The sequence below is a fragment of the Luteimonas aestuarii genome, from assembly GCF_004357985.1.
Lineage (GTDB): Bacteria > Pseudomonadota > Gammaproteobacteria > Xanthomonadales > Xanthomonadaceae > Luteimonas > Luteimonas aestuarii.
In genome coordinates this window covers 1-25,521 of sequence record NZ_SMTF01000003.1, presented here as the reverse complement: position 1 = coordinate 25,521, position 25,521 = coordinate 1, and the positions used below count along the sequence as shown (strand labels likewise).

The following is a 25,521-nucleotide window of genomic DNA, read 5'->3' as shown; positions in this document are numbered from 1 at the left end:
TCATTGCTCCTTCTTGAAGACGAGGGTAGGCGAGGATACCGTGGGAAACGCGTGGACCACGTTCACCAGCTCCCAGCCCTGCTTGCCGTGCCGGTCGAGCTCTTCGCGCAGGGCGTCGTGCTTGAAGCCGCCGAACAGGGAGGTCTTGACCTCCACGACCAGGTAGGTCCAACGCTTGTTCATGGTGCCTGCTCCGTTGTCGTGCGCGAAGCGTCGGGCGTACTTGCCGTCGCTCGCGCGGAAGAGAGGGCGGACAGCAGCGCGGACCGGGTCGCTCTGCGTTGCTGTCCACGGGTGATGGCCGCGAACCGGTCGCCGGGCTGGAAGCCGTATTCGCCGAAGCGCGAATGGTTGCCGCCCTCGATCACGATCCTTGACGTCGACCGGGGCAGGTTGTGACGGTTGCGGTTGGCGCGTTCGATGCTTGCGATGGGATCGCGGTCCGCCAGCACCTGCAACACCGGATAGGTCGCGTCGGACAGGTCGACGTCGCGCGGGTGAGACGTGCCGATCAATGCCAGTGCGGCCGTCTGCCGGGGGTATGCGTGTGCGAACAGGGCCGCTACCTTGCCGCCCTTCGAGTGACCCGCGACCACCCAGCGGCCGCCTGCATCGCGCACCAGCGCGTACGCACGCGCCAGTACTGCGGGATCCTCGGCGCCGCCAAACGCACCACGCCGTGGGAGGGCGACCAGCGCCACGCTGTGCCCGCGTGCCGCCACGTCGCGCAGCAACGGCGCGTAGGCGACGGGATCGACCATGCCGCCCGGGAAGAACAACAGTGAAGCCGCGCCGGGCGTTGCCACGACGGGCTCGAAGCGCCAGACGCCGCTGCCGGCCTCGATCGACACCCGCGCATCGCTGCGCACTGCGTCGCGCGCGGTCCCGTTGGCTCGGAACGCCAGCAGCGCCCAGCCGATCGCCACCACCATCACGACCGTACCGGTGATGGCCCAGACCTTCCGGAATTCGGCCCAGGTGACCTTCACTTGGCGGCGTCCTCGTCAGCGTTGTGCGATGGATCGCCCGGCAGCCGACCGGCCTTGCGTAACGCATCGCGCAACACGTACTCGATCTGCGCGTTGAGGCTGCGCAACTCGTCGTCGGCCCATTTCTGGGCGGCGGCGAGTACGTCGGCGCTGATTCGTAGTGCGTAGCCCTTGCGCTCGGCCATCGCCTCAGCGCCCCCGGTCGCGACGGCGCATCTGCAGGATCATCGACACGGCCAAGGCATTCACCGCGACCACCATCAGGATGGCGACCGCGGCCACGCGCGACTGGTCGTTGCCGGCCCAGTACAGGCCGGCGGCGCCGACGAACATCGACAGCGCGATCAGCGCCCAGTGCAGGGCGATGCGGTGCGCCAGCGGATCGGCGGCGGCGCGCATGTACCAGGCGGCGATGCCCAGTGCGGGCATCGCGCCGATGGCAACCAGCAGCGGGGCCAGCGCATCCATCAGTACAGCGTGCCTGCGTTGACGATCGGCTGCGTACTGCGGTCGCCGCACAGCACCACCAGCAGGTTGCTGACCATCGCCGCGCGGCGCTCCTCGTCCAGCTTCACCGTGCCGCTCTTCTCCAGTTCGGCCAGCGCCATCTCCACCATGCCCACGGCGCCGGCGACGATGCGGGTGCGTGCCGCGATCACCGCATTGGCCTGTTGCCGCTGCAGCATCGCGTGCGCGATCTCGGGTGCATAGGCGAGGTGGCTGATGCGCGCATCCACCACGTCCACGCCGGCGGCGGTGAGGCGTTCGTCCAGCTGCTCCTTCAGCCGGTCGGAGATCTCGACCGGATGGCTCCGCAGCGAGATCTGGTCGTCTTCGTGCTGGTCGTAGGGGTAACTGGTGGCCATCGCCCGCAGCGCGGCCTCGGACTGGATGTGGACGAAGCTCTCGTAGTCGTCGACGTTGAACACGGCCTCGGCCGAGTCCACCACCTTCCAGACGATCACCGCGGCGATCTCGATCGGGCTGCCGTCGAGTTCGTTGACCTTGAGCCGGCCACTCTCGAAGTTGCGCACCCGCAGCGACAGCTTCTTCTTGCCGTAGAAGGGGTTGTTCCAGCGCAGGCCGTTCTCTTTCACCGTGCCGACATACCGGCCGAACAGGGTCAGCACTGCGGCCTGGTTCGGCTCGACCATGTACAGGCCCAGCATCAGCAGGAACGAGGTCGCGCCAATGCCCAGGCCGGCGACTACGCCCTGCCAGCCGAACTGGCCGGTGTGCACCGCGGAGGCGACCAGCCAGCCGCCGAACAGCAGGAGGGCCAGCAGTGCCAGCAGCATGGGGATGCCGGCGAGTGAGCGGATCGGGTTTTCTTTCATGGCGGGTCTCTCGGGAGCTGCGTTGGCCGGCCGGGCCGGTCGCCAGCGATTGGCGTGCAAAGAAGATATCAAATTGATATCAGTCGTCAAGTGTCGGGTCGGCGAAGCGTAGGCCCGACTCGCGGGGGGGGGGGCGCATCGCAGGCACGTCCGGGATGGGAGGGTCCGTCCGCGTTCGCGCCCCACGCCCACGCAGGTTTGCGATCATGCGGCGCTTATCAGGGAGTGACGGATGGCCGGATCAGGCGGATACGCGGTGTTCTTCTACGAGCAGGCACTCGAGGTGCTGGGCGAGGCGGTCAAGCCTTACCTGCAGGATGGGCCGGTCGGTACGCACGTGGCCTGCCACGAGGTGGATACCGCGGGCGGGTTCACCGAAATGACCCTGCGTGGCACCACCAACGATGGCCGCGAGGCCACGGTGGAACTGATGGTGCCCTCGACCATGGTGCGGATGATCGTGTCGAGCCAGCAGGACGGCGCGTTCGGGTTCCGGCCGCGCCAGGGCTGAGGCCGCGAATGCCGCGTTGCGTCAGTTCGCCAGGTCCACCCACACCAGCCGGTGGTCGGTGGCATCCACCAGTTCCGCGCCGGGTTCGCCGGTGCGGGGCCAGAACACGCCGTTGCCCTGCAGGCTGAAACCCACCGATGGCAGCGCGTAATCCACCCGCAGGTTGCCGACGCGGGCGCTGAAATCGCCGGTGTCATGGGCGTGCGCGCCACGGTGTTCGAGGTTGGCGGCGCCGGTGGCCAGTGCGGCATCGACCGCGCCTTCGCTGCGCGGCGTGGCGTGGCGCAGCACGCGGGGGTGCTCTAGCAGCTCGCCGATCACGCTGTGGTCGCCGCTGCCGTCGACCGGGTCGTTGTTGAGGTCGCCCAGCAGCACGAAGCGCGCATCGGGCGCGAGTCCGCCGCAGGCGCCGGCGTCGTCGCACAGCCAGGGGCGGTCGTCGGTCGAGAGGTACTCGAGCCACAACCGGATCTCGTCGTGGTTGCGGTGCACGTTGCGCTGCTCCGGGCCGTCGAACGCGGGCGGCGTGGGATGCGAGGCCAGCACATGCACCGTCCCCAGCGGCGTGTGCACCGGGACGTCCCAGTGCGACTTGGACGACAGCCGCAGTTGCGACCAGATGGCGTCCGGGTGGAACGGCCGGCCGCTGGCCGGATCCATTGGCCGGCGTGCGTCGGGCAGGTCGCTCCACTTGAGGTGCTGGAACGTCCGTGCGCGTTCTGCATCGATCGGGTACTTCGACAGCAGCAGCATGCCGTACTGGCCGGGGTGGAGGCCGTAGCCCCAGGCATCGTTGCCGCGGTCGCGGCCTTCGCCGCCGACGCTGCCACTGGCGTCGAGGTCGAGGCCGCTGGGTACGCCGGTATTGACCGGCGCGAGGTAGCGGTACGGGTAGTGCAGCGCGTCGGCGCCGCCCGGCTGCGGCCGTTCGAGGTAATGGCGCTGGAACAGGTCGGCGGCGCTGCCATCGGCCACGTAGTCGAACTCGTTGAGCAGCACGATATCCGGACGCACGCGCTGGAGCACCGCGGCGATCCTGTGTGCATCGGCATCGTCGGCCTGCAGCCGCGCGAGCAGGCCGCCGGCCTGTTCGTCGTAGAGCGAGACGTTGTAGGTGGCGACACGCAGGGGGGGCGGGTTCATTGTGGCGTCGCGTGCGGCATCGGGCGGGGGCATATGCACGCAGGCGGTGAGTGCCGCGGTGGCGCACAGCAGCACGGTCGCGATGGCGCGCAAGGTCATGCGGCCTCCCACGCGTCGAACGGCCGCCAGCTACGTCCATCGAACCCTTCCAGCGGTCGGAACCGTCGCTTGTAGTCCATCTTGTCGTGTCCTGCGATCCAGTAGCCGAGGTAGAGGTAGTCGCGGCCTTCGCGCGCGGCCCATTCGATCTGCCTGAGGATGGCGAGCGTGCCCGGTCCGCATGACAGCGCTTCAGGGTCGTAGAAGGTGTACACCGCGGACAGCGCGCCCGGCGCAAGGTCGGTCACGGCGATCGCCAGCAACCGGCCATCGCGGCGCAATTCGAGGAAACGGCCATCGGCCCAGCGGCCGATCAGGAACTGGTCGAACTCGGCGGCGCCATGGTTATCCATGCCGCCACCGGGGTGGCGCCAGGCAAGGTAGCGCTGGTACAGCGCAAGGCGTTCCGGGTTGCGCTCGACGGGCACCACGCGCGTACTGACATCGGCGTTGCGCGACAAGGTGCGGCGCTGGCTGCGGTCGGGGCGGAACGCGGCGACGGGAATACGCACCGCGACGCAGGCGCGGCAGCCATTGCAGTGCGGGCGGTAGAGCAGGTCGCCGGAGCGGCGAAACCCCCATTGCAGGGCTTGCGGGTACACCTGCGCCAGGCGCTCGTCGTGCGGATCGAACACCAGGTCGCGCGCCGTGCGGTCGGGCCAGTAGCCGCAGGCGTGGTCACCGGTGTGGAACAGCCGCAGGTTGTCGTAATCGCCCATCGCGGTATCGCCGTTGAGACGGTCCCAGCATACCGCCGCGCGGTCGCGTCGGCTGCGAGCGGCATCTGTCCGTTCGCTGAACCCGGGCGCGTGGCGGTCAACGCGGCGTGCGTGCAGGGCGTTGATGGGATCACCTGCGGCGATGACGCCGCGTGCGAGGAAACGAAGATGATGAAGAACAAGACCCTGGTGGCCGCGATCGTCCTGTCGCTGTGCGCGGGCGCGGCGTTCGCCCAGACCGCGCCGCAGGCCGAGCGGACGACGCGAATGAACCTCGATACGAACGGCGATGGCGTGATCGATCGTGCCGAAGCCGCGCAGCACCCACGCCTGGCGCAGCACTTCGACCGGTTGGACAAGAACGGCGACGGCAAGCTCGATGCTTCCGAGCGTCGCGGTGGCAAGGGCATGCGTGGGCACCGCCACGGTCGCATGGGCGGCCACTTCGACCCGGCGCGCCTGGATACCGATGGCGACGGCCGCCTGAGCCGCGCGGAAGTCGAGGCGGCGCGGACCGGACGCGATGGCAAGAACCGCTTGCTGGAGAACTTCGAGTCCATCGACACCAACCGCGACGGCCACCTGACCCGTGCCGAGCTGCGTGCCTGGCACGAGCGCCAGCGTCCGCAGCGCGAAGCGCAGATGCGCGAACGCTTCGAGCAGCGATTCGCCGAAGCCGACCTCAACGGCGACGGCAGGTTGAGCCGCGTCGAGGTGGACGAGAAGATGCCGCGGCTGTCCAAGCGCTTCGCATGGCTGGACGAGAACGGCGACGGCTTCCTGAGCCGCGAGGAGCTACGTCCGCAGCGTTCGCGCTGATGCGCTGATTGGAACATCACGAGCAATGGGCGAAGAGCCCGCGTCGCGAGGCGCGGGCTCTTTGTTGTCCGGAAGTCCCGCGAAGCCCCTCAGTCATCGGGATCGCACGCCGCGGCTGGCGGGTATCACGCCGAGTCGCGGCCCGATATCCGCTTGGTCGGCGTGATACCCGCCAGCCGCGTTACGCAGACGCGTAGGCCGGTCGGGGAAAGCAAGGCGGCTTGTGAGGATGTTTCCGGCGCAGGCGTGGTGTCGGCGCAACCGAGCGGATATCGGGCCGCGACTTGCGCCGACACCACGCCTGCGCAGGCACACCCCTGGATTTCGAGCCGCACCGGAAAGGTGTCTGTGCAAGGGACCGCTGGCGCTACAGCAGGTAAAGCCGCACCAGCACCATCGAACCGATGACCACGACATTGCTCATCATCACCCCGGTGCGACCCCAGGTGAGCCGGTAGGCCAGCAGGCGCGCACGTGCGCCGAACGGGTCGCGGTGCGCATCGCGCGCCAGGAAGGGCGCCATGATCCGCGGCAATTGCACCAGCAGCTGCCAGTTCATCGCCAGCAGGGCGATGGCGATGGCGACGAACGTGAGTTGCGGCGATTGCCACAGCAGGTGCACGCCGAGGATGGCGATGATCGTCGCCAGGGTCAGCGCCATGTAGCGATACGCGAAGCGACGGATGACATCCATCTCCTCCACGCTGTCGGCATAGCCCAGGATGATGCCGCGACTGAACCAGGCCGCGACCAGCCCGCCGAGCAGGCCGCCCGCGGCGGCACCGGCGAAGCCGAGCGCGAAGCGCGCTGCGACATTGGTGGCGATGGCGCGCACGGCAATCCCGCCCAGGCCCGCGGCGGCGGCCGGCTTGCTGGCGCCCATCGCGGCGGTGACGCCCAATACGAAGGCCGCCGACGGTGCGCTGCTGCGTGCGAATTCGCCAAAACGGGCCAGCAGGTCGTCGCGCACGCTCTGGCGCGCACGCGACAGGCGCTTGCGTACCGCGGCGTCGGACAGTCCCAGCAGGCGCGCGACCTGCTGAGAACTCTGGCCTTCGCGGTAGAACAGCAGCAGCACTTCGCGGCTTTCGGTGGGAAGCTCGGAAATCAGGTCCGCCGCCATTGCATCGCGCTCGGCATCCAGCGCGGTCTGCATCGGGCAGGCCGAGGGATCGGCGGCGTGTTCGATCGCCAGTTCGGCCGCTTCGCCACCGACCGGACGGTTGCGCAGGCCACGCAGGTGGTCGTGGGCGAGGTTGCGGGTGATCTGGCGGAGCCAGGGCAGGAAGCTGGCGTGGTTCTTCAGTCGCGGCAGGTTGTGCCAGGCGGAGAGGAAGGCTTCCTGCGCGATGTCCTCGCTGGAGGCGACGTCGCGGGTGATCGCCAGTGCCACGGCGGTCACGGTGTTCTGGCTGGCGCTGACGATGCGTCCGAAGGCAGCGGCATCGCCCGCGGTGGCGGCAGGCAGTTCGCGGTGGATCAGCTGGTCGATGTCGTCGGCGTTCATGCGGTCGCTGTGGGGGCGGATGCATCCGTGACGGGACAGGCGGCAGGATGTGACCTTAGCGCGGTTCGCCCACGTGCCAGTCGTCATCCACGCGCTGCGCGGTGGCGCTGCGCCCCCGGGCCTCGGTGCGGCCCTCGGCCACGGACCACGTGACCTGGCCGCCGCCGGAGCCGTCGGTGCGCCACAGGTAGACCTCCACGCGCAGCGACTCGCCATCGCAGGCGGACCGGGGCAGCAGGTCGAAGCCCGCCGCGCGCGCCATCGCCAGCGTCTGCTCCGGCGGATCGCGGCCTTCGATGCTCAGGCAGGCCTGATCGACGCCGCGGCTCTCGGCTTCCTGGCGCGCCACGGCGACGGCCAGCGCCGGCGGGACGGCGATCATGAAAATGGCGCGGGCCGCGGTCTCGATCTGGTCGAGCGACGGATCGATGGGGCCGGCCACCGGCGTGCCGACCCGGATCCCGGGTGGCGGGCCCTCCGGTGCGGGCCTGAACACGATGGCCGCGGCAAAGACCGCGATCACGATCAGCAGGCCATAGCGGAAACGCGCGGTGCGGCGCTTGGCCATCTCGTCGCCGCGCACGTCACGCGCCGTGTGCGGCGTGCTGGCGAGGAAGGTGTTGGGAACCGTGCTTGCCGCATCCAGCAACCCGGCGTCGCGCAGCAGTTGGCGCGCGCGCGGCTGGTCGTCTGACCGGATCACCCAGACGGTCGGCCTGGGGCCTTGTTCGGCGCCGGCGCGATAGCTGAAGTTGCCGCGAATGGCGCGACGGAAGGTATTGCCATGCTCGATCCGCACCTCGATGCCCTCGGCCCGCAGCATGCGGGCCACGGCTTCCGCGTTCTCGATGCGCGCGCTGCTGAAGACCTTGCGCATGTCAGGCCACCGGGACCTGTGCGGCGCTGGCCGCATCGGCGACCACGCGGATCATGCCTTCCTGCGCCGTGCTGGCCACCAGCCGGCCCTGCAGGTCGTACACTAGGCCGCGTGCCAGCCCGCGCGCACCCTGCGCGCTGGGGCTGTCGATGGTGTACAGCAGCCAGTCGTCGGCGCGGAACGGGCGATGGAACCACAGTGCGTGGTCGAGCGAGGCCATCTGCACGTTGGGCTGGTAGTAGCTGATGCCGTGCGGGAAGGTGGCGGTGCCCAGCAGGTGGAAGTCGGACGCATACGCCAGCAAGGCGCGATGCAGCTCGGGCGCGTCGCCCACCTTCGAGGCCAGCCGGAACCAGACCTGCTGGTAGGGCGGGCGCTTGGGCGGGTTGAGCTCGTCGCGCGGATAGACGTGGCGGAATTCGAACGGGCCCATCCGGTCCAGCCAGCGCTGCACCTTGGTCGGCAACTGCGCGAGGCGTTCGGGCGGGATGGCAGGCGCGGGCTCGATGTCGTCGGGGCGAGGCACTTCCGGCATCGACAGCTGGTGCTCTGCGCCGGCTTCTTCAGACTGGAACGAGGCCGCGCAGAAGAAGATCACCTTGCCGTGCTGGATCGCACTGACCCGGCGCACCGAGAAGCTGCCGCCGTCGCGGGTGCGGTCCACGTCGTAGATGATGGGGTGGTTGATGTCGCCGGCACGCAGGAAGTACGCATGCAGCGAGTGCGCGGCGCGCGGCTCGGCCAATGTTGCCTGCGCTGCCGAGAGCGCCTGCCCAAGGACTTGCCCACCGAACACGTACTTCGTGCCGATGTCGCGGCTCTGGCCGCGGAAGAGATTCTCTTCCAGCCGTTCCAGCGACAGCAGTTCGATCAGTTCGGAGACAGGGGAGGTCATGGGCCGGCGAGATCCGGGACACGGCAGTAGGGTCGCCAAGTTTAGCCTCGGCAGCCCGCTTGATGCCTTCAGGGGGGATCTGGCCGCGGTTTCGCCTCCCTGTACTGGTGTTGGTCGCCCGTCCGTTGTCCGTTGGGATCGACATTGACGCAGATGCGCTCTCCACACAGCACCGCATCTGAGGCGACGTAGGCCCGTACCACCGGTACCGCGTCCTCGTACCGGTTCAGTGTCTGCTGGACAGCGGCCAACTCCCGGCGGTAGTAGCCCAGCACCGCCCAGCCGACGAGGAGTACCAATACCAGGATCGAGGCGGCAGCGCCAAACCACAGCCACACGGTCCGGCTGGCGCCTTGCAGGTGTGCGGAAGTGGCCGAAACAGCACGGCCATATTCCGCCGCCACCGGGGTCACTGCTGCACGGGCATCGTGGGCGATCCGCGCACCGGCGCCGTTGACGATGCCGGTCACGTCCTGGCGGAACTGGTTCACTTCCTGCCGCAACGATTGCACCTGCTCGTTGAAAGAGGTGCTCATGCGGGTCTCACGCTGGGCCATTTCCGAGCGCAGCATCAGCAACGCCTTGACGGCGTCCATCGGCAGGGCGGTGCCGGAGTTGTGATAGCGACTGTCCATGGGGGCCTCCCTGGCCTGCTGTCTGTGCTCTGGTCTATCGCATCATGGCGGGCCCCTGCGGCGCCTGTGCCATCTGCCGTTCTTCCAGTTGCCGCTGCTCTTGCATCTGTTGCTGGGCGAACAACTCATCGCCCATCCGCGCCATTTCCCGTCCCTCCTGGGAGTTGGCGAACTCGATCGCGAGACGGTCGGCCAGGTCGCTGTCGCCGGCTATGACGGCGGCGTAATAGCGGTCCAGAGTTGGGTCGTTGAACGGACCGGGAGGGGGGTGATTCATGCCTTGGTGGTCCGGAGGATAACCTTCGGGGAATGGCGCGTGATGCTGCGGGTGAGGTTGGTGTTGTTCTCGCTCCTGATCTGGATTTTCTTGAACCGGGTGCCGGTTCAGGTCGATCAGCCCGGAATCGAAACGTTCCACGGTGAAATCATCCGCCTGCTCCGGGTATCGAGTGCGAAGGTGCTCAAGCAGCACCGTGCGTGCAGGTTCCAAGGATTCGGAAAGAGTCCGGACAGGTCCATACTCGTCGACTATCGCCGGATAATCTCGATTGGCATGCGCAACGCGGTTCGGGCGAGCTTCAACTCCGTCGATGGTAACGCCAAAGCGACCTTCCACGCGGTGTATTTCCGTGCGATTCGATCGGTACATGCTGTAGACGTTCGCAGCTTCCTCGACGGAGACATTGTTGCGATCATCATAAAGACCGAAGGCTTCCGATTCTGCGAAGCGACGCTTTCGAAGCCCTCCTTCCATGTCTTGCCGGCTTCCCCAGCAGTTGTACCGCATCTGATACCAGGATTCCGCACGATCGCCGTCGGCAATGGCATCATTGATTGGGTGGTTCTGCATGGCGCCGATGCCGCGGTTGTAAGTAACCGAAACCATCGCAATTCGTTCGTCGGACATTGGCATATCGGCGGCAATGGCCGGGCCTTCGTATTCCCGTACCGAGGCTCTATACAGCCTGTCAGCTTCGGCTTCGTCTAGTTCGCGGGTGAAGGTCAACCCGACGCGAGTTTTTCCCGCATTTGTAAGTTCTGCGTCTACCCGTCTCAGCGTCGCCCATTGCTGATCAGTCAGTTCAATCCCTGAATTTCGCCAAATTTCGACGTTATTATTCCTGTTGAGTGTATAGCCCCAACCAATAGTTGCACGATTATCGCCAACGTTTTGAACATGCGGATGAAGGCCTTCAGTGCCCACGATCACCATGCGCAACTTGCGGTCATATTCTTGTTGGTCGAGTTCCCTGTAATCCATGTCACCCCTCCTGCAAAGAACTGACTAGTGCGTTGCAACTGCGTGGCGAGTCTTCTCTCTTTGTCGGGGTCGGCGCAAGCACATCATTTGTCGCGATGATGGCAATATCGGTTCCGCCCTTCTTGATGGCGTCAACTTCCTCCCAGTGGAGATCGCCTCCGTGCAATTCCGCGCGCACCAATGCGATCATGTTGTTTCGCATGCTTCCGACGGCCAATATCGCGATATTGCCGACGATGGTGCCGACTATCTCACCTTCATCGACTTGCCTCATGTTTACCAGAGCACCACCATAGTCGCCGCATATCCGCGCACCTTTCTGAACGAGCGTGACCGAGAACCCTCCGCAGTCGAGTTCGGGATTCGTCTTGTCGCACCATTCAACCGACCAGTTTCCCGTGAAGTCGGAGTTGGCGACTGGCAGCTTCAGTGCCTCGCCTGATTCAGCGGTGGGAGCCACCTCGATTGCATCATGCGATTGCTTGACAATCGCTACTTGCTGAGGCGTGGATTGGGCACAGCCACTGGCCAGGAGGGCCAGGATCAATATTGCTGTTGCGATCAACCGGTTCGCGGAGCCCCCAGCTTTGCGGGAGCCCTGCAGGTGACTGTCAATACGATCAGCACCAAGGCAATGGTTCAAGCTTTCATGGGATTCGTGTGGCATGTCACAACCTCCTGTCGTTGACACATCCGCGGCATGGAAAACCGGGTGCCGCCTGCGGTACTCCCGCCGCTGGTCATGCGTGGAGCAGGCTAGCACGGAACAGCGGCTAGGTTTGTCCGACGTTAGCCCCATACCCCGGTGGGCGCCGATGGCAGGGCAGACGCGACTACGGAATGCGTTGCAGCCCGCAGGCTTCGACCACCCGGGGCCACGGGAACAGCGGGCCCGGGTCGCGCTTGCGCGGCACCATGACGGCCGGGTCGTCGCTGGCTGGCACCTGTTCCTTGTCCAGGTCTTCGTGGCCGGCGATGAAGCGCAGCGCGGGCAGCTCGCGGCGCAGCTTCGCCAGCAGCGCGATCAGGGCGTCCACTTGCGCGGTGGGGTAAGGCTCCTGCATCTGCTGCCGGCGCGAATCCAGCCAGTCCGGGAAGCGGCCACGGTTGACCAGCTCGATACCGATCGAGCGGGTGTTGTAGCCGCGGACATGGTGGGCGATGCGGTCGGCGGGCACGTACTCCAGTGCACTGCCGTTGCGGTCGATGTACCAGTGGCCGCTGTTGCCCGTGCCCGAGCCGGCATACAGCACGCGTTCGCCGTAGGCGCGCGCGGTTTCGATGTCGGGAAGCTCGGTGCAGTGGATAACCACGAGGTCGATGTCGCCGATGTCGCGGGGTGCCAGCCGCGATGCGTAGGGGAGCCTGTCGATGTAGAGACGGAGCGGGGACGAGGGCGGCGGCGACATGCGCCGATGCTAGCATTGCACCGATGAGACTTCCGCCGCCCGGCAGCGAATTGCATGCCTTGATGTCACGCTTCCCACGTGCGGGCCGGCTGCGCTGGATCGGCCTGCGTCCGGCGCGGGATGTGCCGATGCGCGAGGTCGATGTGGCCGGGGTGGAAGCGGGCACCGGCCTGGTCGGCGATCGCTACGGCGGCGGTAGCGGCAAGCGCGGCATCACCCTGATCCAGGCCGAGCACCTGCCGGTCATTGCGGCGTTGTCCGGGCATGCGTCGCTGGCGCCAAGCCTGCTGCGGCGCAACCTGCTGGTCGAAGGCATTCCGCTGGCGGCGCTCAAGGGCCATCGCTTCCGCATCGGAGACGTGTTGCTGGAGGGCACCGGGGACTGCGATCCGTGTTCACGCATGGAGAAGGCACTGGGTGCAGGCGGCTACAACGCCATGCGTGGCATGGGCGGGCTGTGCGCGCGGGTGCTGGAAGGCGGCACGCTGCGGCTTGGCGATGCGGTGGAGTGGGTCGCGGCATGAGCGTGCGTGGCCACTGCATCCTGTCGCACGGCTTCGAGAGCGGGCCGGATGCGACCAAGGTCACCGCACTGGCCGATGCGGCCGAACGCCTTGGCTGGACGCATGAACGGCCCGACTACACCGATCTGGACGCGCGGCGCGAGGTCAGCGAACTCGGCGACGTGCTCGCACGCGTCGAACGCCTGTCGGTGCTTGCAAAGGCGGCGTCGGCACGCGGACCGCTCGTACTTGCTGGCTCCAGCCTGGGCGCGTGGATCTCCGGGCAGGTATCGCTGCAGGTGCCGGCCCAGGCGCTGTTCCTGATGGCGCCGCCGGTGGCGATGGGCAAGGCGCCCCCGCTGCAGGCGGCCAAGGTGCCGGTGTCGATCATCCATGGCTGGCACGACGAGTTGATCCCTGCCGCCGCGGTGGTCGACTGGGCCTCGGCGCGCAACGCCACGCTGTTGCTGGTCGATGACGCGCACCGCCTGTCGTCGCACGTGGAGGCCTCCGCGGAGGCGTTCGCACGGTTGCTGGCGGGGCTGTGACCGTTCCAATGCCGATGAAGTTCTTCGCTTCCTGCGCCAAGGGTCTCGAATACCTGCTGGCAGACGAGCTGCTTGCGCTGGGGTGCGCGCGCGCCACGGCCACCACCGCGGGCGTCAACGCGGAAGGCAGCCTGCACGATGCGCAGCGCGCGGTGCTGTGGTCGCGGCTGGCGAGCCGCGTGCTGTGGCCGCTCGCCGAATACGACTGTGCCGACGAGCATGCGCTGTATGCGGGTGCACGCGAGGTGCCGTGGCATGAGCAGCTCGATGCCACCATGACGCTGGCGATCGATGCGCATGTCTCCGGCAGCGCGATCACCCATGCCCGCTATGCCGCGCAGCGGGTGAAGGATGCGGTGGTCGATGCGCTCCGCGAGCACGCGGGTGCGCGCCCGGACGTGGACGTCGAGTCCCCCGACCTCAGGCTCAGCCTGGTCGTGCGCAAGGGGCGTGCGATCTTGTCGGTCGACCTGTCGGGCGGCCCGATGCATCGCCGTGGCTGGCGACGTGCGCAGGGCGAAGCGCCGCTGAAGGAGAACCTTGCGGCTGCGATGCTGTTGCGTGGCGGATGGCCTGCGCTGTACCGCGAAGGCGGCGGCCTGCTCGATCCGATGTGCGGCAGCGGCACCCTGCTGATCGAAGGTGCGCTGATGGCCGCCGACGTGGCGCCCGGCCTGATGCGCCATGGCGACACATTGCCTTCGCGCTGGCACGGGTTCGACGCTGACCACTGGCAGGCGCTGCTGGACGAGGCCGTATCGCGCGAACGCAGCGGACGCGGCGCACTGCGGCAATGTTTTGACGGTACCGACCTTGATCCGCATGCCATCCGCAACGCGCGCGAGAACGCGACGGCGGCAGGGCTGCGGGATGCGATCCGCTTCGACATTCGCGATGTCACCGGATTGGCCCCGCAAACCGGTACGCGCGGCCTGGCGGTCTGCAACCCACCCTACGATGCCCGCCTTGCGGCAGACCCCGGGCTGTATCGTGCGCTGGGCGATGCACTGCAGCGCGCCGTGCCCGACTGGCGGGCGAGCCTGCTGTGCGGCGACAGGGAGCTGGCCTTTGCGACCGGGCTGCGTGCAAAGAAGAGCTACCAGCTGTTCAACGGCGCGCTGGAAAGCACCCTGCTGGTCTGCGACCCCATCCAGGTACCGCGGCGCGCATCCAGCGAACCGCGCGCGCTTTCGGAAGGCGCGCAAATGGTCGCCAACCGCCTGCGCAAGACACTGCGCACATCGAAGGCCTGGCGCGAACGCGAGGGCGTCGACTGCTTCCGTGCCTACGATGCCGACATCCCCGAATACGCCGCCGCGGTCGACGTCTACACCACGGCCGATGCGCGCGAACGCTGGCTGCACGTGCAGGAATACGCTGCGCCGGCGGATATCCCCGAGGACATCGCGCGCAGGCGTTTCGGCGACCTGTTGGCCGGTGCGGCCGAGGCGCTGCAGGTGCCGCGCGAGCGCATCGCGGTGAAGACACGCGCCAAGGGCAAGGGCGGCAGCAAGTACGGGCGCTTCCAGCAGCGCGGCGAGATGCTGGTCGTGCGCGAGGGCGACGTGCGTCTGCGCGTGAACCTGTTCGATTACCTCGATACCGGCCTGTTCCTCGACCATCGCCCACTGCGCCTGCGCATCGCCGGGGATGCACGCGACACCCGTTTCCTCAACCTGTTCGGCTACACCGGCGCGGCCAGCGTGCATGCCGCGGCGGGCGGCGCGCGCACCACCACCACGGTGGATCTGTCGGCCACCTACCTGCAGTGGTGCGCGGACAACCTGCAGGAGAACGGCATGGGCGGCGCGAAGCATCGCTTGGTGCAGGCCGACGCGATGCAATGGCTGCAGGCCGAGCGCGCCGAATACGACCTGGTGTTCTGCGACCCGCCGACGTTCTCCAACTCCGCCCGTGCCGACGATTTCGACGTGCAGCGCTCGCACGTGGAACTGCTGCGGCTGGCGGTGGCGCGGCTGGCGCCAGGGGGCGTGCTGTATTTCTCGAACAACTTCCGGCGGTTCCGGCTGGACGAGGCCGCGCTTTCGGCCTTCGCCACGGTCGAGGAGATCAGCCGCGACACCATTCCGCCGGATTTCGCGCGCAATCCGCGCATCCACCGCGCCTGGCGGCTGTCACGCCGGCCAGGCTGAGCGCATGCCCCGGGTTCGCGCCCGACGCGCTGCCAATCGGGGTGTGGATGGCCATGCATGGCAACCATCGTTCCATCCATGCAGGTTCCGTGGACCGCAAACGGCGGCATATTGGTCGGCAGACCTCGACAGGAGCGTGTCATGAGTGCCATCGACCCCACCCGCCATGCCCGTATCGCCCGCAAGGTGCGCGGCATGCCTGCGTCGGACGGCGCAGGCGTGAAGCTGACCCGCGTCATCGGCAGCGGCGAGCTGCCCGACCTCGATCCGTTCCTGCTGCTCGACGAATTCGGCACCGACAAGGCCGAGGACTACCTCGCCGGGTTCCCCGACCATCCGCACCGCGGGTTCGAGACGGTGACGTACATGCTCGACGGCCGCATCCGGCACAAGGACAACCACGGCAACGAGGGCCTGCTGGTGTCGGGTGGGGTGCAGTGGATGACCGCCGGTCGCGGCGTGGTGCATTCCGAGATGCCGGAGCAAGAGGAAGGGCGCATGCGCGGTTTCCAGCTGTGGGTGAACCTTCCCGCGAAGGACAAGATGACCGATCCGCGCTACCAGGAGTTCGCACCGGAGCAGATTCCCGTGGTGACGCCTGCGCAGGGCGTGACGGTGAAGCTGGTCGCCGGCGAGGTGGATGGCGTGCGCGGCCCGGTCGCGCAGCCGGCGACCGACCCGGTGTACCTCGATGTCGGGCTCGCGCCGGGCGTGGCGTGGTCGCATGCCCTGCCGGAAGGCCACAACGCGTTCGCATATGTGTTCGAGGGCGCGCTGGCGTTGGGCGAGGGTGACGATGCGCGTCCCTTGGCGGCGCAGGAAATGGCGGTGCTGGGTGGTGGCGACCTGCTGTCGCTCAAGGCCGGCGAGCATGGCGCGCGGGTGATCGTGGTCGCCGGCCGGCCGCTGCGCGAGCCGGTGGCACGCTATGGCCCGTTCGTGATGAACACCAAGCAGGAAATCATGCAGGCGTTCGTGGACTTCCAGGAAGGGAAGTTCTGACCGCTTCGTGTCCGGCTGATGCGCCACGAAAGGTGACGATCGCCCGGGGCGCGCAGATCCGGTGCCGCCGCAAGTCGCGGCCCGATATCCGCTTGTTTGCGACGGCACCGGACTCGCGGGGGCATCAAGAAGAAAGCCGGGCATCCGCCCGGCTTTTTCGCTTGCTCCGATTCACGCGTCAACCATTGCCGACGATGTCCGGGCGGTCGTGGCCCAGCCATTTGTAGAAGACGCCGCCCAGCAATCCGCCGAGGATCGGCGCCAGCCAGAACAGCCACAGCTGCGACACCGGCGTACCCATCACCATCATCGCCACGCCGGTCGAGCGGGCCGGATTCACCGAGGTATTGGTAACGGGAATGCTGATGAGGTGGATCAACGTCAGCGCCAGGCCGATCGCGATCGGTGCGAAGCCGGCGGGCGCACGATTGTGCGTGGCGCCCATGATCACCACCAGGAAGAACGCGGTCAGCACGACTTCAACCAGGAATCCCGACGCCACCGAATAGCCGCCGGGCGACATCGCGTCGTAGCCGTTGGTGGCGAAGGTTCCCGCGGCGGCCGGGTCCACGGCGAACCCAGGCGAGCCGTTGGCGATCTGGAACAGGATGAAGGCCGCGGCGGTCGCGCCCAGCGTCTGCGCGACGATGTAGGGCAGCAGGTCCTTCGCAGGGAAGCGCCCGCCTGCCCATAGCCCGAAACTCACCGCCGGGTTGAAGTGCGCGCCGGAGATGTGGCCCAGCGCATACGCGCCGGTCAATACCGTCAGGCCAAAGGCCAGAGATACCCCCAGCAGTCCGATGCCGAGCGGGTTGCCGTCACCCCCGAAGTTCGCGGCCAGTACCGCGCTGCCGCAACCACCGAACACCAGCCAGAACGTGCCGATGAATTCGGCACTCAATCGCTTGATCATGATTCCCTCCCCGATCCATTGCGGCTTGATCGCCGCGGGTGGAAAGTAGGGCAGAACCGTGAACTGCGTGTTTCGAAAGCGTTAAACCCCGTGCGCCTGGCTAGTTGCTGCCCAGCCGCATGTCGTCGAACTGCAGTCGCTCTGCGATTTGCAGGCTGCGAGCCAGTTCTCCGTCGTCGCTTGCACGCACCACGATGTGCGCCGTGCTGTTGCGATCCAGTTCCAGCAGGGTTTCGCGGACGATGCCGTTCGGCACGTCGCCGCGGTACCAGTACACCTGGTGGCCATCGATCCAGACCTGGCTGCCCTCGCGGTGCGAACGCCGCGTCCGGAACTGTGCGTCGGCGCGCAGCATCACTGCGAACGCCTGCTCGCCATCGTCCGCGCGCATCGCCTTGCAGTAGGTGAAATCCGGCCCTTCCAGCTTCTCCCAGGACATCTCCGCGCTGGCCGGCAGTCCGGGACAGGTCGCCACCTGGGCGAAGGCGGCGGGCGAAACCAGCAAGGCTGCCAACGGCAGCCACTTCAGCAACGTCATGAATCCCCCTGCGATTACAACAATACGTCAAGCTCCCACAAGCCCATGGTGCTTGCTGCAACGCAGCGGTTCCGTGACCGGGGTCATCTTTCGGGCAGAGGGATGGACTCGGTCTCGTCCGCGATGGTGCCGAAACGGCCTTCCAGCCAATCCTGCTTGGCCTGTTCGATGCGCTCCTTCGACGACGAAACGAAGTTCCACCACAAGTGGCGGGGCGCATCCAGCGGCTCGCCGCCGAACAGCATCGCCTTGACCGGCGTCTTTGCGCGCAACACCGCCGGCGACCCGCGGTCGGGCAGGACGAGGTGGCGTGCCGGGATGTCGGCGCCATCGAGCTGGGCGTCGCCCTCGAGGATGTAGAGCGCACGTTCGCGATGGCTGGGGTCGATGGCGATCTCGGCGTCCGCGGCAAGATCGATCGCAACGTTCAAGGTGTCGCTGAACACGTCCACCGGCGAGGCTTCGCCATACGCGGTCCCGGCGATGATCCGCAACGTCGCGCCCTTGCGCTCGAAGTGCGGCAGGGTCGAGGCGGCATGGTGGTGGAACGCGGGCGCGGTTTCCTCGTGCGGCTTCGGCAGCGCCACCCAGGTCTGCATGCCGTGCAGCGGCGGGCCGCCTTCGCGCAGTTCGGCCGGCGTGCGTTCGGAGTGGGCGATGCCGCGCCCGGCGGTCATCCAGTTCACGTCGCCGGGGTTGATGTCCTGCAGCGAGCCGAGCGTGTCGCGATGGCGGATGGTGCCCGACCACAGGAAGGTTACCGTCGCCAGGCCGATGTGCGGATGCGGGCGGACGTCCACGCCCACCCCGGGCTCGAACACGGCAGGTCCCATGTGGTCGACGAACACGAACGGGCCGACGCTGCGCGCCTGGATCGTCGGCACGGCACGGCGTACCACCAGGCTGCCGATGTCGTGCTCACGCGGGGGGATGATCGTGGTCATGCCGGGCTCCTCGCTGGACAGGCGGGCAGCATCGCATGGCGCGTCGTTGCGTGCCGGCGGCTTGCGGGAACGAAGCGTTCCGGACGGCGCAGCTCAACCGTCGCGGCGCGAGGCCAGGCGATCGGCCAGGCGCGTGGGTTCGGGCAGGCGGTAGGTGGTGGTGTAGCGCATCACCAGTTCCGCCGCCGAGGCCATCGATACGCGATGTCCGGGCGACACCACCAGCGGGTTGCAGCGGGGCTTGCTGCGCAACATCCAGCCGATCTGTTCGCGTCCGTCGCGCAGGGGCGTGAACGCGCCGCGCATGTCATGCAGGGCGGTGGCACTGGTGCCGGTCAGCACTTTCTTCGCCACGCCCACCGTCGGCAGGTCGGTGACCACGCCGAAGTGCGCGGCGATGCCGAGCCGGCGCGGATGCGCGATGCCGTGGCCGTCGACGAAAACGAGATCCGGCGCATGCGGCAACAGCCGCAGCGCCTGCAGCAGCGCAGGCAGCTCGCGGAAACTCAGCAGGCCCGGTACGTAGGGCATCGAGGTGGGCAGGCGGACCAGTTCGCTGGCGATGGGTTCAAGCGTCTGCGCATCGAGCAGCACGGCGGCGGCGCGGGTGGTGGCCCCTTCATCCTCGAACCCCACGTCGAAGCCGCCGAGCCAGCGCGGCGGCTTGGGGAAGTCGTCCCGCAATCGCAGGCGCGTGGCCAGTTCCGCCTGCACGCGGCGGGCATCGGCGATGCTGCCGTCCCAGTCGCCGAATGCCTCGGTCATGGCGCGCCGCGTTCGATATGAAGGGTGCGGCGTCCATCGTTTCCGATGCGGACGCGGCTGATGCGGTCGTATTCGCTTTCCGGCATCGCTTCGGTCGTGCAGCCGCACAGTGCGGCGACGATCCCTGGCACGGTATTGCTGTGGCCGACGACGAGCACCGTGCCGGAGCGATGTGCTTCACGCAATGCCGCCGCGAAATCGTCGGCGGACCGGGCGGCGTCGTACCCCGTCACTGCGAGGCGACGCGCCGTCGCCAACGGTGTCGCGGTCTGCCGCGTGCGGCGGTACTGGGTGGCGTAGATAGCGACGAGGGCTTCGTCGCGCAGGAGCGCAACGAGTCGTTGCGCGCGCGCCTGTCCTGCGTCGTTCAGTGTCGGGTCGCGCGGGTCGTCGGCGGCCTTTTCAGCGTGGCGCACCACGATGAAGGTCACCGCGTCACCTGCGGGCGGGGTCGCTGGCGTGCCGGCGCAGGCAGACAACCACAGGGCGAGGCAAGCGCAGGCAAGAGGCAGTCGTGTCGTCATGCCGACATTGTGCGGCAGCGCCAAGACTTTGCGTCGGACGACCCGTGGCTATTTCGCGTGCCAGTCGCCGTCATCGCCCTTGGCGTACTTGTCCTTCACTGCCGCCCAGGCCACGCGGTGCGCGGTTTCCTCGCGGCTGGCGTCGCCGCGCCGGTCGTCGGGATCCTTGTACTGGTCCCAGGCGCTGTTGAAGGCTTCCTTGTAGATCTCCTGCGCATGTTTCGGCACGTGGTCGCGCACGTTGTCGGGCAGGTCGCTGAGGCGGTCGTAGGGCATGGTCTCGCTCCACGCGGGCCTGCAACCCTACGCGCGGTGCGGTGACCGCGCGGTGATCTTCGACTGAATGCGCAGGCGCGGCTAGTGTCCGCCGGGCGCCAGCGCGATCAGCAGCCCGCGCGCGGCCTTCAGCCGGGCATCGGCATCGGGCAGGTCGAGCGTGATGCGCAGCTTGTCGGGGCCATCCATGCGGTAATGCTTCGGCTGGCCCTGGATCAGGCGGATCACCGCCATCGGATCGACACCGGGCTTCTCGACGAACTGCAGGCGGCCGCTGGCCGGGCCCAGGTCGAGCTTGCGGATGCCAAGACGGGTCGCATCGAGTTTCATCTCGGCGATCGCGAACAGGTGCTTGGCCGCATCCGGCAGCAGGCCGAAACGGTCGATCATCTCCACCTGCAGTTCGCGCAGCGCCGCCGCGTCGCGCGCAGAGCTGATGCGCTTGTACAGCGTGAGCCGCGTGTGCACGTCGGGCAGGTAGTCTTCGGGGATCAGCGCCGGCACGTGCAGTTCCACGTCGGCACCGCGCGCGGAGCTGCCGTCCACGTCCGGCAGTTCGCCGCGCTTGATGCTGCGCACGGCGCGCTCCAGCAGCTCGGTGTAGAGGCTGAAGCCGACCTCGGCCATCTGCCCGCTCTGGTCCTCGCCCAGCAGCTCGCCGGCGCCGCGGATCTCCAGGTCGTGGGTGGCCAGGGTGAAGCCGGCGCCCAGTTCGTCCATCGAGGCGATCGCTTCCAGCCGCTTCTGCGCATCGGCGGTGATCGAGCGCCCATCGGGCACCACCAGGTAGGCGTAGGCGCGATGGTGCGAGCGGCCGACGCGGCCGCGCAGCTGGTGCAACTGGGCCAGGCCGAACTTGTCGGCGCGGTTGATGATGATGGTGTTGGCGTTGGGGATGTCGATGCCCGACTCGATGATGGTCGAGCACAGCAGCACTTTGAAGCGCTGCTTGTGGAAATCGAGCATCACCCGTTCCAGTTCGCGTTCCGGCATCTGGCCGTGGGCGATGCCGATGCGCGCATCCGGCACCAGTTCCTGCAGCTGGCGCTGCATGCGGCCGATGCTTTCCACGTCGTTGTGCAGGAAGTACACCTGGCCGCCGCGCGCCAGCTCGCGCTGGAAGGCCTCGCGCAGCTGCGCGTCGTCCCAGGCCGCGACGAAGGTCTGCACCGCCAGGCGGTGCGCGGGCGGCGTGGCGATGATCGACAGGTCGCGCAGGCCGGCCATGGCCATGTTCAGCGTGCGCGGGATCGGCGTGGCGGTGAGCGTGAGCAGGTGCACGTTCGCGCGCAGCGCCTTCAGCGCCTCCTTCTGGCGCACGCCGAAGCGCTGCTCCTCGTCGACGATCACCAGGCCGAGGTCCTTGAACTTCACATCCTTCTGCAGCAGGCGGTGGGTGCCGACGATCACGTCGATCCCGCCATCGGCCAGCTTCTCCAGCTCGGCCTTGATCTCCTTCGTGCTCTTGAAGCGCGACAGCACTTCCACCCGCAGCGGCCAGTCGGCGAAGCGGTCGCGGAAGTTGCGGTAGTGCTGTTCCGCCAGCAGGGTGGTCGGCACCAGCACCGCGACCTGCTTGCCGGCCGCGGCGGCGACGAAGGCGGCGCGCACCGCGACCTCGGTCTTGCCGAAGCCGACGTCGCCGCAGACTACGCGGTCCATCGGCTGGCTGCTGCCCAGGTCGCCGATCACCGCCTCGATGGCGGCGTGCTGGTCGGGCGTCTCCTCGAACGGGAACGCGGCGGCGAACGGCTCGTACATCGCGCGGTCGACCTGCAGCGCCAGGCCCGCGCGCGCCTGCCGCTTGGCCTGGATCTCCAGCAGCTCCGCAGCCACGTCGCGGACCTTCTCCGCGGCCTTGCGCTTGGCTTTCGTCCACTGCTCGCCGCCCAGCGAATGCAGCGGCGCGGTCTCCGGCGAGGCGCCGGAATAGCGGCTGACCAGGTGCAACTGTGCGACCGGCACGTAGAGCCGGTCGCCCTTGGCGTACTCGATGTCGAGGTATTCGCCGGGCTGGCCGCCGGCTTCCAGCGTCACCAGCCCGCGGTAACGACCGACGCCATGGTCCTCGTGCACGATGGGTGCGCCTTCGGTGAGCTCCCCCAGGTCGCGGATGATCGCCTCGGGCTCGCGTCCCACGCGCTTGCGCCGGCGCGGTTGCGCGGCACGTTCCGGGAACAGCTGGCGTTCGGTGAGCACCGCGATCCGCGGCGCGTCCAGCGCGAAGCCGTCGTCCAGCGGGGCGACGGCGATGGCAAACTGCGGTTTCCCTTCTCCCGAAGGGCTGGATGAGGGCGCGTCGTCACGCGGGCCCTCACCCCGGTCCTCTCCCGCGCGCGGGAGAGGGGACAGGAACGTGCCGAAATCCGGCAACACCGCCGGCTTCAACCCGGCCGCATCGAACAGTTCCAGCAAGGCCTCGCGCCGTCCGGCCGAATCCGCGGCGATCAGCACACTGCCGACGTAGCTGGACAGGAACGATTTCAGCGCAGCGGCAGACTCGGCATCGCGTGCGGCCAGCGGCAATACAGGTGCCGGCTGGTCGCCGAGTGGCTGTGCATCCTTGCGGCGGACATGGCCTTCGCCGCACAGCTCGATGCACGCGCCCTGGTTGAAGCGCTCGCGCAACTGCGCGGGCGCAAGCCAGAGTTCGGCGGGCGGCAGGATCGGTCGCTCGATGTCGTGCCGCAACTGCTCGTAGCGGTCGCCGGTCTGCGCCCAGAAGTGGTCCGCGGCTTCGAGGGCGCCTTCGTCCACCAGCGGCAGGCTGCCTGCGGGCAGGTAGTCGAACAGGGTGGCCGTCTGGTCGAAGAACAGCGGCAGGTAGTACTCGATGCCGGCCGGCGCGATGCCGGCCTTGAGGTCCTGGAACAGTGCGCTGCGCCGGGTGTCGATGTCGAAGCGGTCGCGCAGCGCGTCCATGGCGCGACCCACGGCGGCATCGTCCATCGGCACTTCGCGCCCTGGCAGCAGGTGCACCGCATCCACCTTGTCCAGCGAGCGCTGCGATTCGGGATCGAACGCGCGGATGGTGTCGATGGCGTCGTCGAACAGTTCCACGCGATAGGGCTGGCCTGCGCCCATCGGGTACACGTCGAGCAGGCCGCCGCGCACCGCGAAATCGCCGGGATCGAACACCTGCGGCACGTTGCGGTAGCCCGCGCTTTCCAGTCGCCGCTTCTCGGCATCCAGGTCCAGCCGCTGGCCGACGCGCACGTCGAAAGTGTTGCCCACCACGTAGCGCAAGGGCGGCACGCGCTGCAACAGGGTCTGCACCGGCACGATCACGATGCCCTTGGCGAGCGTGGGTAGCCGCAGCAGTGCGGCCAGCCGCTGGGAGACGATGTCCGGATGCGGGCTGAAACGGTCCCATGGCAGGGTTTCCCAGTCCGGGAACGTGACCAGCGGCAGGGGCGCATCGGCGCCCAGGAGGGTCTGCAGGTCGGCTTCCAGCTGGTGTGCGGCGTGGTTGTCGCGGGCCACCAGCAACAGCGGGCCATCGTGCGCATCGGCCGCGCGCGCCGCGGTCCAGGCGAGGGCGCTGCGGCTCGCCGGCGTGCGCCACCAGGCGCGCTGCTGGCCGGTCTTCGGGAGCGGCGGGACGGGGAAGGGGATGTCGGGCATGGCGGGGTCCAAAGCAGTGCAGCGCCGGAGGCCTTGCCCCCAGCGCGAATCGGACGATTTTACTTGACCGGGATCAGCGGGGCTTCCGCAGGTCCAGCACCACGCGTGCCAATCCGGGGGAATCGCCGTGCTCACGCACGAATCCCAGCGACTGCACCAGCGCCAGCATCGGCTGGTTGCTGTCGAGCACGTCGCCGTACAACTGGTCGAGCTTCTTCGCCTTCGCCCAGCGCACCAGCCGGCCCATCATGTGCCGGCCCAGGCCCATGCCGGCGACGTAGTGGCTGACCAGGATCGCGAACTCCGCGCGCCGCGTGCCGGCTTCGATCGAGGCGCGCGCCACGGCACCCACCAGCGCTTCGCCCGGCGGGATGGGCTCTGCCGCGACCAGGGCGAATTCGGTCCGTGGGTCGGGGCTGGACAGCTTCTTCGCCATCTCCGGCGAGAGTTCCTTCATCGCGTACAGGAAGCGCTGGCGCACTTCGTCCGGCCGCAGCAGTACGAACGCCGCGCGCAGGGGCTCGGCGTCGGCAGGGCGGATCGGGCGGATCAGCACTTCGCGGCCATTCGCGAGGGTGAGCTGTTCGTGCCAGGGGGGGAGTTGGTTCCGGCGTGGGGCCATGGCGCGATGGTGTCATGCGCCTTGCCGCAGGCCATGACGAATCCTTCACGTTTCGCCGGACGCGGCGAAGGCTTCACGCACTCATGCAGGTGCGCGCAGCCACTCCATCGTGCAACCGCCGCCGCCCTCGTCCAGCCGCGTCGCGAGTTCGGGCAGGGCCCGGGCAAGCGCGTCATGCAGGCCCCAGGGCGCATTCCACGCCAGCAGGCCGCTGCCGTTCATGCGCAGCGGCGAGTCGTCCGGGCGCACGGTCAACTCAACGCGCAACAGCGATTTGCCGGGCAACGCGGCCGCCTTGCGCATCGTCGGCCGCAACGCCCCGCCCTGCTTGATGGGATACCAGAGCACGAAGCAGCCCTGCGGCCAGCGCGACAATCCTTCCCGCAGGGCCGACAGCGCGGCATCGAACTCGCCCAGTTGCGCTTCGTAGGGCGGATCGATGAGCACCAGGCCGCGGGCGTAGCGCACGGCGCCGTGGCGGGGTGGCAACAGGGCCTTGATGGCGGCGTAGCCATCGCGTGGGTGCACGGTGAGGCGTGCGTCGTCGCCAAGCTGGCGTTGCAGCGCCTTCGCTTCGTCCGGCTGCAGCTCGCAGCAGGCGATGCGGTCCTGCGCGCGCAGTGCATGCGCCAGCAGCCAGGGCGACCCGGGATACGCCTGTGCACCGTGCGCGGTGCGGCAGGTCGCCACCGCCGAGAGGTAGCGGCGCAGGGCGGGCGCCTTAGGGGGTTGGGCAAGCAGGCGCGCGATCCCGCCTTCGGCCTCACCCGTGCGCCGCGCGGCGTCGGCATCCAGCCGGTACAGGCCGCGTCCGGCATGGGTATCCAGCGCGAAGCACGGCGCCGGCTTGGCGGCCAGCGCATCGCAGATCGCCAGCACCACCACGTGCTTGAGCACGTCGGCGTGGT

At 68.0% G+C, this 25,521-nt stretch carries 29 protein-coding genes; 6 read left to right on the top strand and 23 right to left on the bottom strand.

From position 1 onward, the window contains the following. Genes E2F46_RS05010 through E2F46_RS04990 form a run of 5 tightly spaced genes read right to left on the bottom strand, consistent with a single transcriptional unit; the run spans position 1 to position 2,326 of the window. A complete protein-coding gene (locus E2F46_RS05010; RefSeq protein ID WP_133321001.1) occupies positions 1-183 on the bottom strand; it encodes a DUF4177 domain-containing protein in 183 nt (60 codons plus the stop codon). Beyond that, entirely contained in the window at positions 180-989 is an 810-nt protein-coding gene (locus tag E2F46_RS05005) for an alpha/beta hydrolase (RefSeq protein ID WP_133321000.1), read from the bottom strand. The genes E2F46_RS05010 and E2F46_RS05005 overlap by 4 nt, the downstream gene beginning before the upstream one ends. Beyond that, positions 986-1,174: a type II toxin-antitoxin system antitoxin gene (locus E2F46_RS05000; protein ID WP_133320999.1), complete on the bottom strand. Its 189-nt coding sequence runs from the start codon at positions 1,172-1,174 to the stop codon at positions 986-988. The genes E2F46_RS05005 and E2F46_RS05000 overlap by 4 nt, the downstream gene beginning before the upstream one ends. 4 nt (positions 1,175-1,178) lie before the next feature. Next, a complete protein-coding gene (locus E2F46_RS04995) occupies positions 1,179-1,457 on the bottom strand; it encodes a hypothetical protein (RefSeq protein WP_133320998.1) in 279 nt (92 codons plus the stop codon). Next, positions 1,457-2,326 carry an SPFH domain-containing protein gene (locus E2F46_RS04990; RefSeq protein ID WP_133320997.1) on the bottom strand — a complete coding sequence of 290 codons (870 nt, stop codon included), beginning with the start codon at positions 2,324-2,326 and terminating at the stop codon, positions 1,457-1,459. The genes E2F46_RS04995 and E2F46_RS04990 overlap by 1 nt, the downstream gene beginning before the upstream one ends. A gap of 232 nt (positions 2,327-2,558) precedes the next feature. Here E2F46_RS04990 and E2F46_RS04985 point away from each other — a divergent pair, with 232 nt between their 5' ends. Further along, positions 2,559-2,837: a hypothetical protein gene (locus E2F46_RS04985; RefSeq protein WP_133320996.1), complete on the top strand. Its 279-nt coding sequence runs from the start codon at positions 2,559-2,561 to the stop codon at positions 2,835-2,837. 21 nt (positions 2,838-2,858) lie between these two features. On the opposite strand, the gene E2F46_RS04980 is transcribed toward E2F46_RS04985, so the two are convergent. Further along, on the bottom strand, positions 2,859-4,079 hold the full coding sequence (locus E2F46_RS04980) for an endonuclease/exonuclease/phosphatase family protein (RefSeq protein ID WP_133320995.1): 1,221 nt from the start codon (positions 4,077-4,079) through the stop codon (positions 2,859-2,861). Beyond that, complete coding sequence (locus E2F46_RS04975) at positions 4,076-4,798, bottom strand: arginyltransferase (RefSeq protein ID WP_133320994.1); 723 nt, start codon at positions 4,796-4,798, stop codon at positions 4,076-4,078. Before E2F46_RS04975 ends, E2F46_RS04980 begins: the two co-directional genes overlap by 4 nt. Before the next feature lie 171 nt (positions 4,799-4,969). On the opposite strand from E2F46_RS04975, the gene E2F46_RS04970 reads away from it, so the two are divergent. Continuing rightward, positions 4,970-5,617: an EF-hand domain-containing protein gene (locus E2F46_RS04970; RefSeq protein WP_165967352.1), complete on the top strand. Its 648-nt coding sequence runs from the start codon at positions 4,970-4,972 to the stop codon at positions 5,615-5,617. A gap of 367 nt (positions 5,618-5,984) precedes the next feature. Here E2F46_RS04970 and E2F46_RS04965 read toward each other — a convergent pair whose 3' ends face one another. The 7 genes from E2F46_RS04965 to E2F46_RS04935 form a co-directional block, all read right to left on the bottom strand. After that, positions 5,985-7,124 carry an RNA polymerase sigma factor gene (locus E2F46_RS04965; RefSeq protein ID WP_133320992.1) on the bottom strand — a complete coding sequence of 380 codons (1,140 nt, stop codon included), beginning with the start codon at positions 7,122-7,124 and terminating at the stop codon, positions 5,985-5,987. 55 nt (positions 7,125-7,179) lie between these two features. After that, positions 7,180-8,001 carry a putative signal transducing protein gene (locus E2F46_RS04960; RefSeq protein ID WP_165967351.1) on the bottom strand — a complete coding sequence of 274 codons (822 nt, stop codon included), beginning with the start codon at positions 7,999-8,001 and terminating at the stop codon, positions 7,180-7,182. Position 8,002: 1 nt separating this feature from the next. Next, on the bottom strand, positions 8,003-8,896 hold the full coding sequence (gene tesB / locus E2F46_RS04955) for an acyl-CoA thioesterase II (protein ID WP_133320990.1): 894 nt from the start codon (positions 8,894-8,896) through the stop codon (positions 8,003-8,005). Positions 8,897-8,964: 68 nt separating this feature from the next. Continuing rightward, on the bottom strand, positions 8,965-9,531 hold the full coding sequence (locus E2F46_RS17655) for a hypothetical protein (protein WP_243720309.1): 567 nt from the start codon (positions 9,529-9,531) through the stop codon (positions 8,965-8,967). 34 nt (positions 9,532-9,565) lie between these two features. Further along, positions 9,566-10,792 carry a glycoside hydrolase family protein gene (locus tag E2F46_RS04945; protein ID WP_133320989.1) on the bottom strand — a complete coding sequence of 409 codons (1,227 nt, stop codon included), beginning with the start codon at positions 10,790-10,792 and terminating at the stop codon, positions 9,566-9,568. Between the two features lies 1 nt (position 10,793). Continuing rightward, positions 10,794-11,459, bottom strand: coding sequence for a hypothetical protein (locus E2F46_RS04940; protein ID WP_133320988.1), 666 nt, complete (start codon positions 11,457-11,459; stop codon positions 10,794-10,796). A gap of 166 nt (positions 11,460-11,625) precedes the next feature. Beyond that, complete coding sequence (locus tag E2F46_RS04935) at positions 11,626-12,201, bottom strand: N-acetylmuramoyl-L-alanine amidase (RefSeq protein WP_133320987.1); 576 nt, start codon at positions 12,199-12,201, stop codon at positions 11,626-11,628. Between the two features lie 23 nt (positions 12,202-12,224). Here E2F46_RS04935 and E2F46_RS04930 point away from each other — a divergent pair, with 23 nt between their 5' ends. From E2F46_RS04930 to E2F46_RS04915, 4 genes are all read left to right on the top strand, one after another. After that, positions 12,225-12,725 carry an MOSC domain-containing protein gene (locus tag E2F46_RS04930; protein WP_133320986.1) on the top strand — a complete coding sequence of 167 codons (501 nt, stop codon included), beginning with the start codon at positions 12,225-12,227 and terminating at the stop codon, positions 12,723-12,725. Further along, the gene (locus E2F46_RS04925; protein WP_133320985.1) at positions 12,722-13,252 is read left to right on the top strand and encodes an alpha/beta hydrolase; all 531 of its coding nucleotides are present in this window, start codon (positions 12,722-12,724) and stop codon (positions 13,250-13,252) included. The genes E2F46_RS04930 and E2F46_RS04925 overlap by 4 nt, the downstream gene beginning before the upstream one ends. Before the next feature lie 14 nt (positions 13,253-13,266). Further along, the gene (gene rlmKL, locus E2F46_RS04920; RefSeq protein WP_133320984.1) at positions 13,267-15,405 is read left to right on the top strand and encodes a bifunctional 23S rRNA (guanine(2069)-N(7))-methyltransferase RlmK/23S rRNA (guanine(2445)-N(2))-methyltransferase RlmL; all 2,139 of its coding nucleotides are present in this window, start codon (positions 13,267-13,269) and stop codon (positions 15,403-15,405) included. Between the two features lie 141 nt (positions 15,406-15,546). Beyond that, on the top strand, positions 15,547-16,407 hold the full coding sequence (locus E2F46_RS04915) for a pirin family protein (protein ID WP_133320983.1): 861 nt from the start codon (positions 15,547-15,549) through the stop codon (positions 16,405-16,407). A 178-nt stretch (positions 16,408-16,585) separates the two neighbouring features. On the opposite strand, the gene aqpZ is transcribed toward E2F46_RS04915, so the two are convergent. From aqpZ to E2F46_RS04870, 9 genes are all read right to left on the bottom strand, one after another. Further along, a complete protein-coding gene (aqpZ, locus tag E2F46_RS04910; protein WP_133320982.1) occupies positions 16,586-17,320 on the bottom strand; it encodes an aquaporin Z in 735 nt (244 codons plus the stop codon). Positions 17,321-17,420: 100 nt separating this feature from the next. Then, positions 17,421-17,858, bottom strand: a complete 438-nt coding sequence (locus E2F46_RS04905) for a hypothetical protein (RefSeq protein ID WP_133320981.1) — start codon at positions 17,856-17,858, stop codon at positions 17,421-17,423. An 83-nt stretch (positions 17,859-17,941) separates the two neighbouring features. Next, the gene (locus tag E2F46_RS04900) at positions 17,942-18,802 is read right to left on the bottom strand and encodes a pirin family protein (RefSeq protein ID WP_133320980.1); all 861 of its coding nucleotides are present in this window, start codon (positions 18,800-18,802) and stop codon (positions 17,942-17,944) included. Positions 18,803-18,895: 93 nt separating this feature from the next. Then, positions 18,896-19,567, bottom strand: coding sequence for a deoxyribonuclease V (nfi, locus tag E2F46_RS04895; protein ID WP_133320979.1), 672 nt, complete (start codon positions 19,565-19,567; stop codon positions 18,896-18,898). Continuing rightward, positions 19,564-19,998: a SixA phosphatase family protein gene (locus E2F46_RS04890; RefSeq protein ID WP_165967350.1), complete on the bottom strand. Its 435-nt coding sequence runs from the start codon at positions 19,996-19,998 to the stop codon at positions 19,564-19,566. The genes nfi and E2F46_RS04890 overlap by 4 nt, the downstream gene beginning before the upstream one ends. Positions 19,999-20,139: 141 nt before the next feature. After that, complete coding sequence (gene chaB / locus E2F46_RS04885) at positions 20,140-20,367, bottom strand: putative cation transport regulator ChaB (protein ID WP_133320977.1); 228 nt, start codon at positions 20,365-20,367, stop codon at positions 20,140-20,142. Between the two features lie 81 nt (positions 20,368-20,448). Next, positions 20,449-23,991: a transcription-repair coupling factor gene (mfd, locus tag E2F46_RS04880; protein WP_133320976.1), complete on the bottom strand. Its 3,543-nt coding sequence runs from the start codon at positions 23,989-23,991 to the stop codon at positions 20,449-20,451. A 73-nt stretch (positions 23,992-24,064) separates the two neighbouring features. Further along, complete coding sequence (locus tag E2F46_RS04875) at positions 24,065-24,613, bottom strand: GNAT family N-acetyltransferase (RefSeq protein ID WP_133320975.1); 549 nt, start codon at positions 24,611-24,613, stop codon at positions 24,065-24,067. Between the two features lie 81 nt (positions 24,614-24,694). Further along, on the bottom strand, positions 24,695-25,521 hold an 827-nt coding region (locus E2F46_RS04870; protein ID WP_133320974.1), incomplete at its 5' end, for a 23S rRNA (adenine(2030)-N(6))-methyltransferase RlmJ.

Bases quoted from the DNA above. Each gene is read 5' to 3' on its own strand.
- rlmKL (WP_133320984.1), top strand. From the start codon at position 13,267: ATGAAGTTCTTCGCTTCCTGCGCCAAGGGTCTCGAATACCTGCTGGCA.
- E2F46_RS17655 (WP_243720309.1), bottom strand. From the start codon at position 9,531: ATGGACAGTCGCTATCACAACTCCGGCACCGCCCTGCCGATGGACGCC.
- E2F46_RS04930 (WP_133320986.1), top strand. From the start codon at position 12,225: ATGAGACTTCCGCCGCCCGGCAGCGAATTGCATGCCTTGATGTCACGC.
- E2F46_RS04945 (WP_133320989.1), bottom strand. From the start codon at position 10,792: ATGGATTACAGGGAACTCGACCAACAAGAATATGACCGCAAGTTGCGC.
- aqpZ (WP_133320982.1), bottom strand. From the start codon at position 17,320: ATGATCAAGCGATTGAGTGCCGAATTCATCGGCACGTTCTGGCTGGTG.
- E2F46_RS05000 (WP_133320999.1), bottom strand. From the start codon at position 1,174: ATGGCCGAGCGCAAGGGCTACGCACTACGAATCAGCGCCGACGTACTC.
- E2F46_RS04875 (WP_133320975.1), bottom strand. From the start codon at position 24,613: ATGGCCCCACGCCGGAACCAACTCCCCCCCTGGCACGAACAGCTCACC.
- E2F46_RS04960 (WP_165967351.1), bottom strand. From the start codon at position 8,001: ATGCGCAAGGTCTTCAGCAGCGCGCGCATCGAGAACGCGGAAGCCGTG.
- E2F46_RS04905 (WP_133320981.1), bottom strand. From the start codon at position 17,858: ATGACGTTGCTGAAGTGGCTGCCGTTGGCAGCCTTGCTGGTTTCGCCC.
- E2F46_RS04985 (WP_133320996.1), top strand. From the start codon at position 2,559: ATGGCCGGATCAGGCGGATACGCGGTGTTCTTCTACGAGCAGGCACTC.
- E2F46_RS04940 (WP_133320988.1), bottom strand. From the start codon at position 11,459: ATGCCACACGAATCCCATGAAAGCTTGAACCATTGCCTTGGTGCTGAT.
- E2F46_RS04990 (WP_133320997.1), bottom strand. From the start codon at position 2,326: ATGAAAGAAAACCCGATCCGCTCACTCGCCGGCATCCCCATGCTGCTG.
- E2F46_RS04995 (WP_133320998.1), bottom strand. From the start codon at position 1,457: ATGGATGCGCTGGCCCCGCTGCTGGTTGCCATCGGCGCGATGCCCGCA.
- E2F46_RS04975 (WP_133320994.1), bottom strand. From the start codon at position 4,798: ATGGGCGATTACGACAACCTGCGGCTGTTCCACACCGGTGACCACGCC.
- E2F46_RS05010 (WP_133321001.1), bottom strand. From the start codon at position 183: ATGAACAAGCGTTGGACCTACCTGGTCGTGGAGGTCAAGACCTCCCTG.
- nfi (WP_133320979.1), bottom strand. From the start codon at position 19,567: ATGACCGAGGCATTCGGCGACTGGGACGGCAGCATCGCCGATGCCCGC.
- mfd (WP_133320976.1), bottom strand. From the start codon at position 23,991: ATGCCCGACATCCCCTTCCCCGTCCCGCCGCTCCCGAAGACCGGCCAG.
- chaB (WP_133320977.1), bottom strand. From the start codon at position 20,367: ATGCCCTACGACCGCCTCAGCGACCTGCCCGACAACGTGCGCGACCAC.
- E2F46_RS04935 (WP_133320987.1), bottom strand. From the start codon at position 12,201: ATGTCGCCGCCGCCCTCGTCCCCGCTCCGTCTCTACATCGACAGGCTC.
- E2F46_RS04980 (WP_133320995.1), bottom strand. From the start codon at position 4,079: ATGACCTTGCGCGCCATCGCGACCGTGCTGCTGTGCGCCACCGCGGCA.
- E2F46_RS04925 (WP_133320985.1), top strand. From the start codon at position 12,722: ATGAGCGTGCGTGGCCACTGCATCCTGTCGCACGGCTTCGAGAGCGGG.
- E2F46_RS04900 (WP_133320980.1), bottom strand. From the start codon at position 18,802: ATGACCACGATCATCCCCCCGCGTGAGCACGACATCGGCAGCCTGGTG.
- E2F46_RS04965 (WP_133320992.1), bottom strand. From the start codon at position 7,124: ATGAACGCCGACGACATCGACCAGCTGATCCACCGCGAACTGCCTGCC.
- tesB (WP_133320990.1), bottom strand. From the start codon at position 8,896: ATGACCTCCCCTGTCTCCGAACTGATCGAACTGCTGTCGCTGGAACGG.
- E2F46_RS04915 (WP_133320983.1), top strand. From the start codon at position 15,547: ATGAGTGCCATCGACCCCACCCGCCATGCCCGTATCGCCCGCAAGGTG.
- E2F46_RS04970 (WP_165967352.1), top strand. From the start codon at position 4,970: ATGAAGAACAAGACCCTGGTGGCCGCGATCGTCCTGTCGCTGTGCGCG.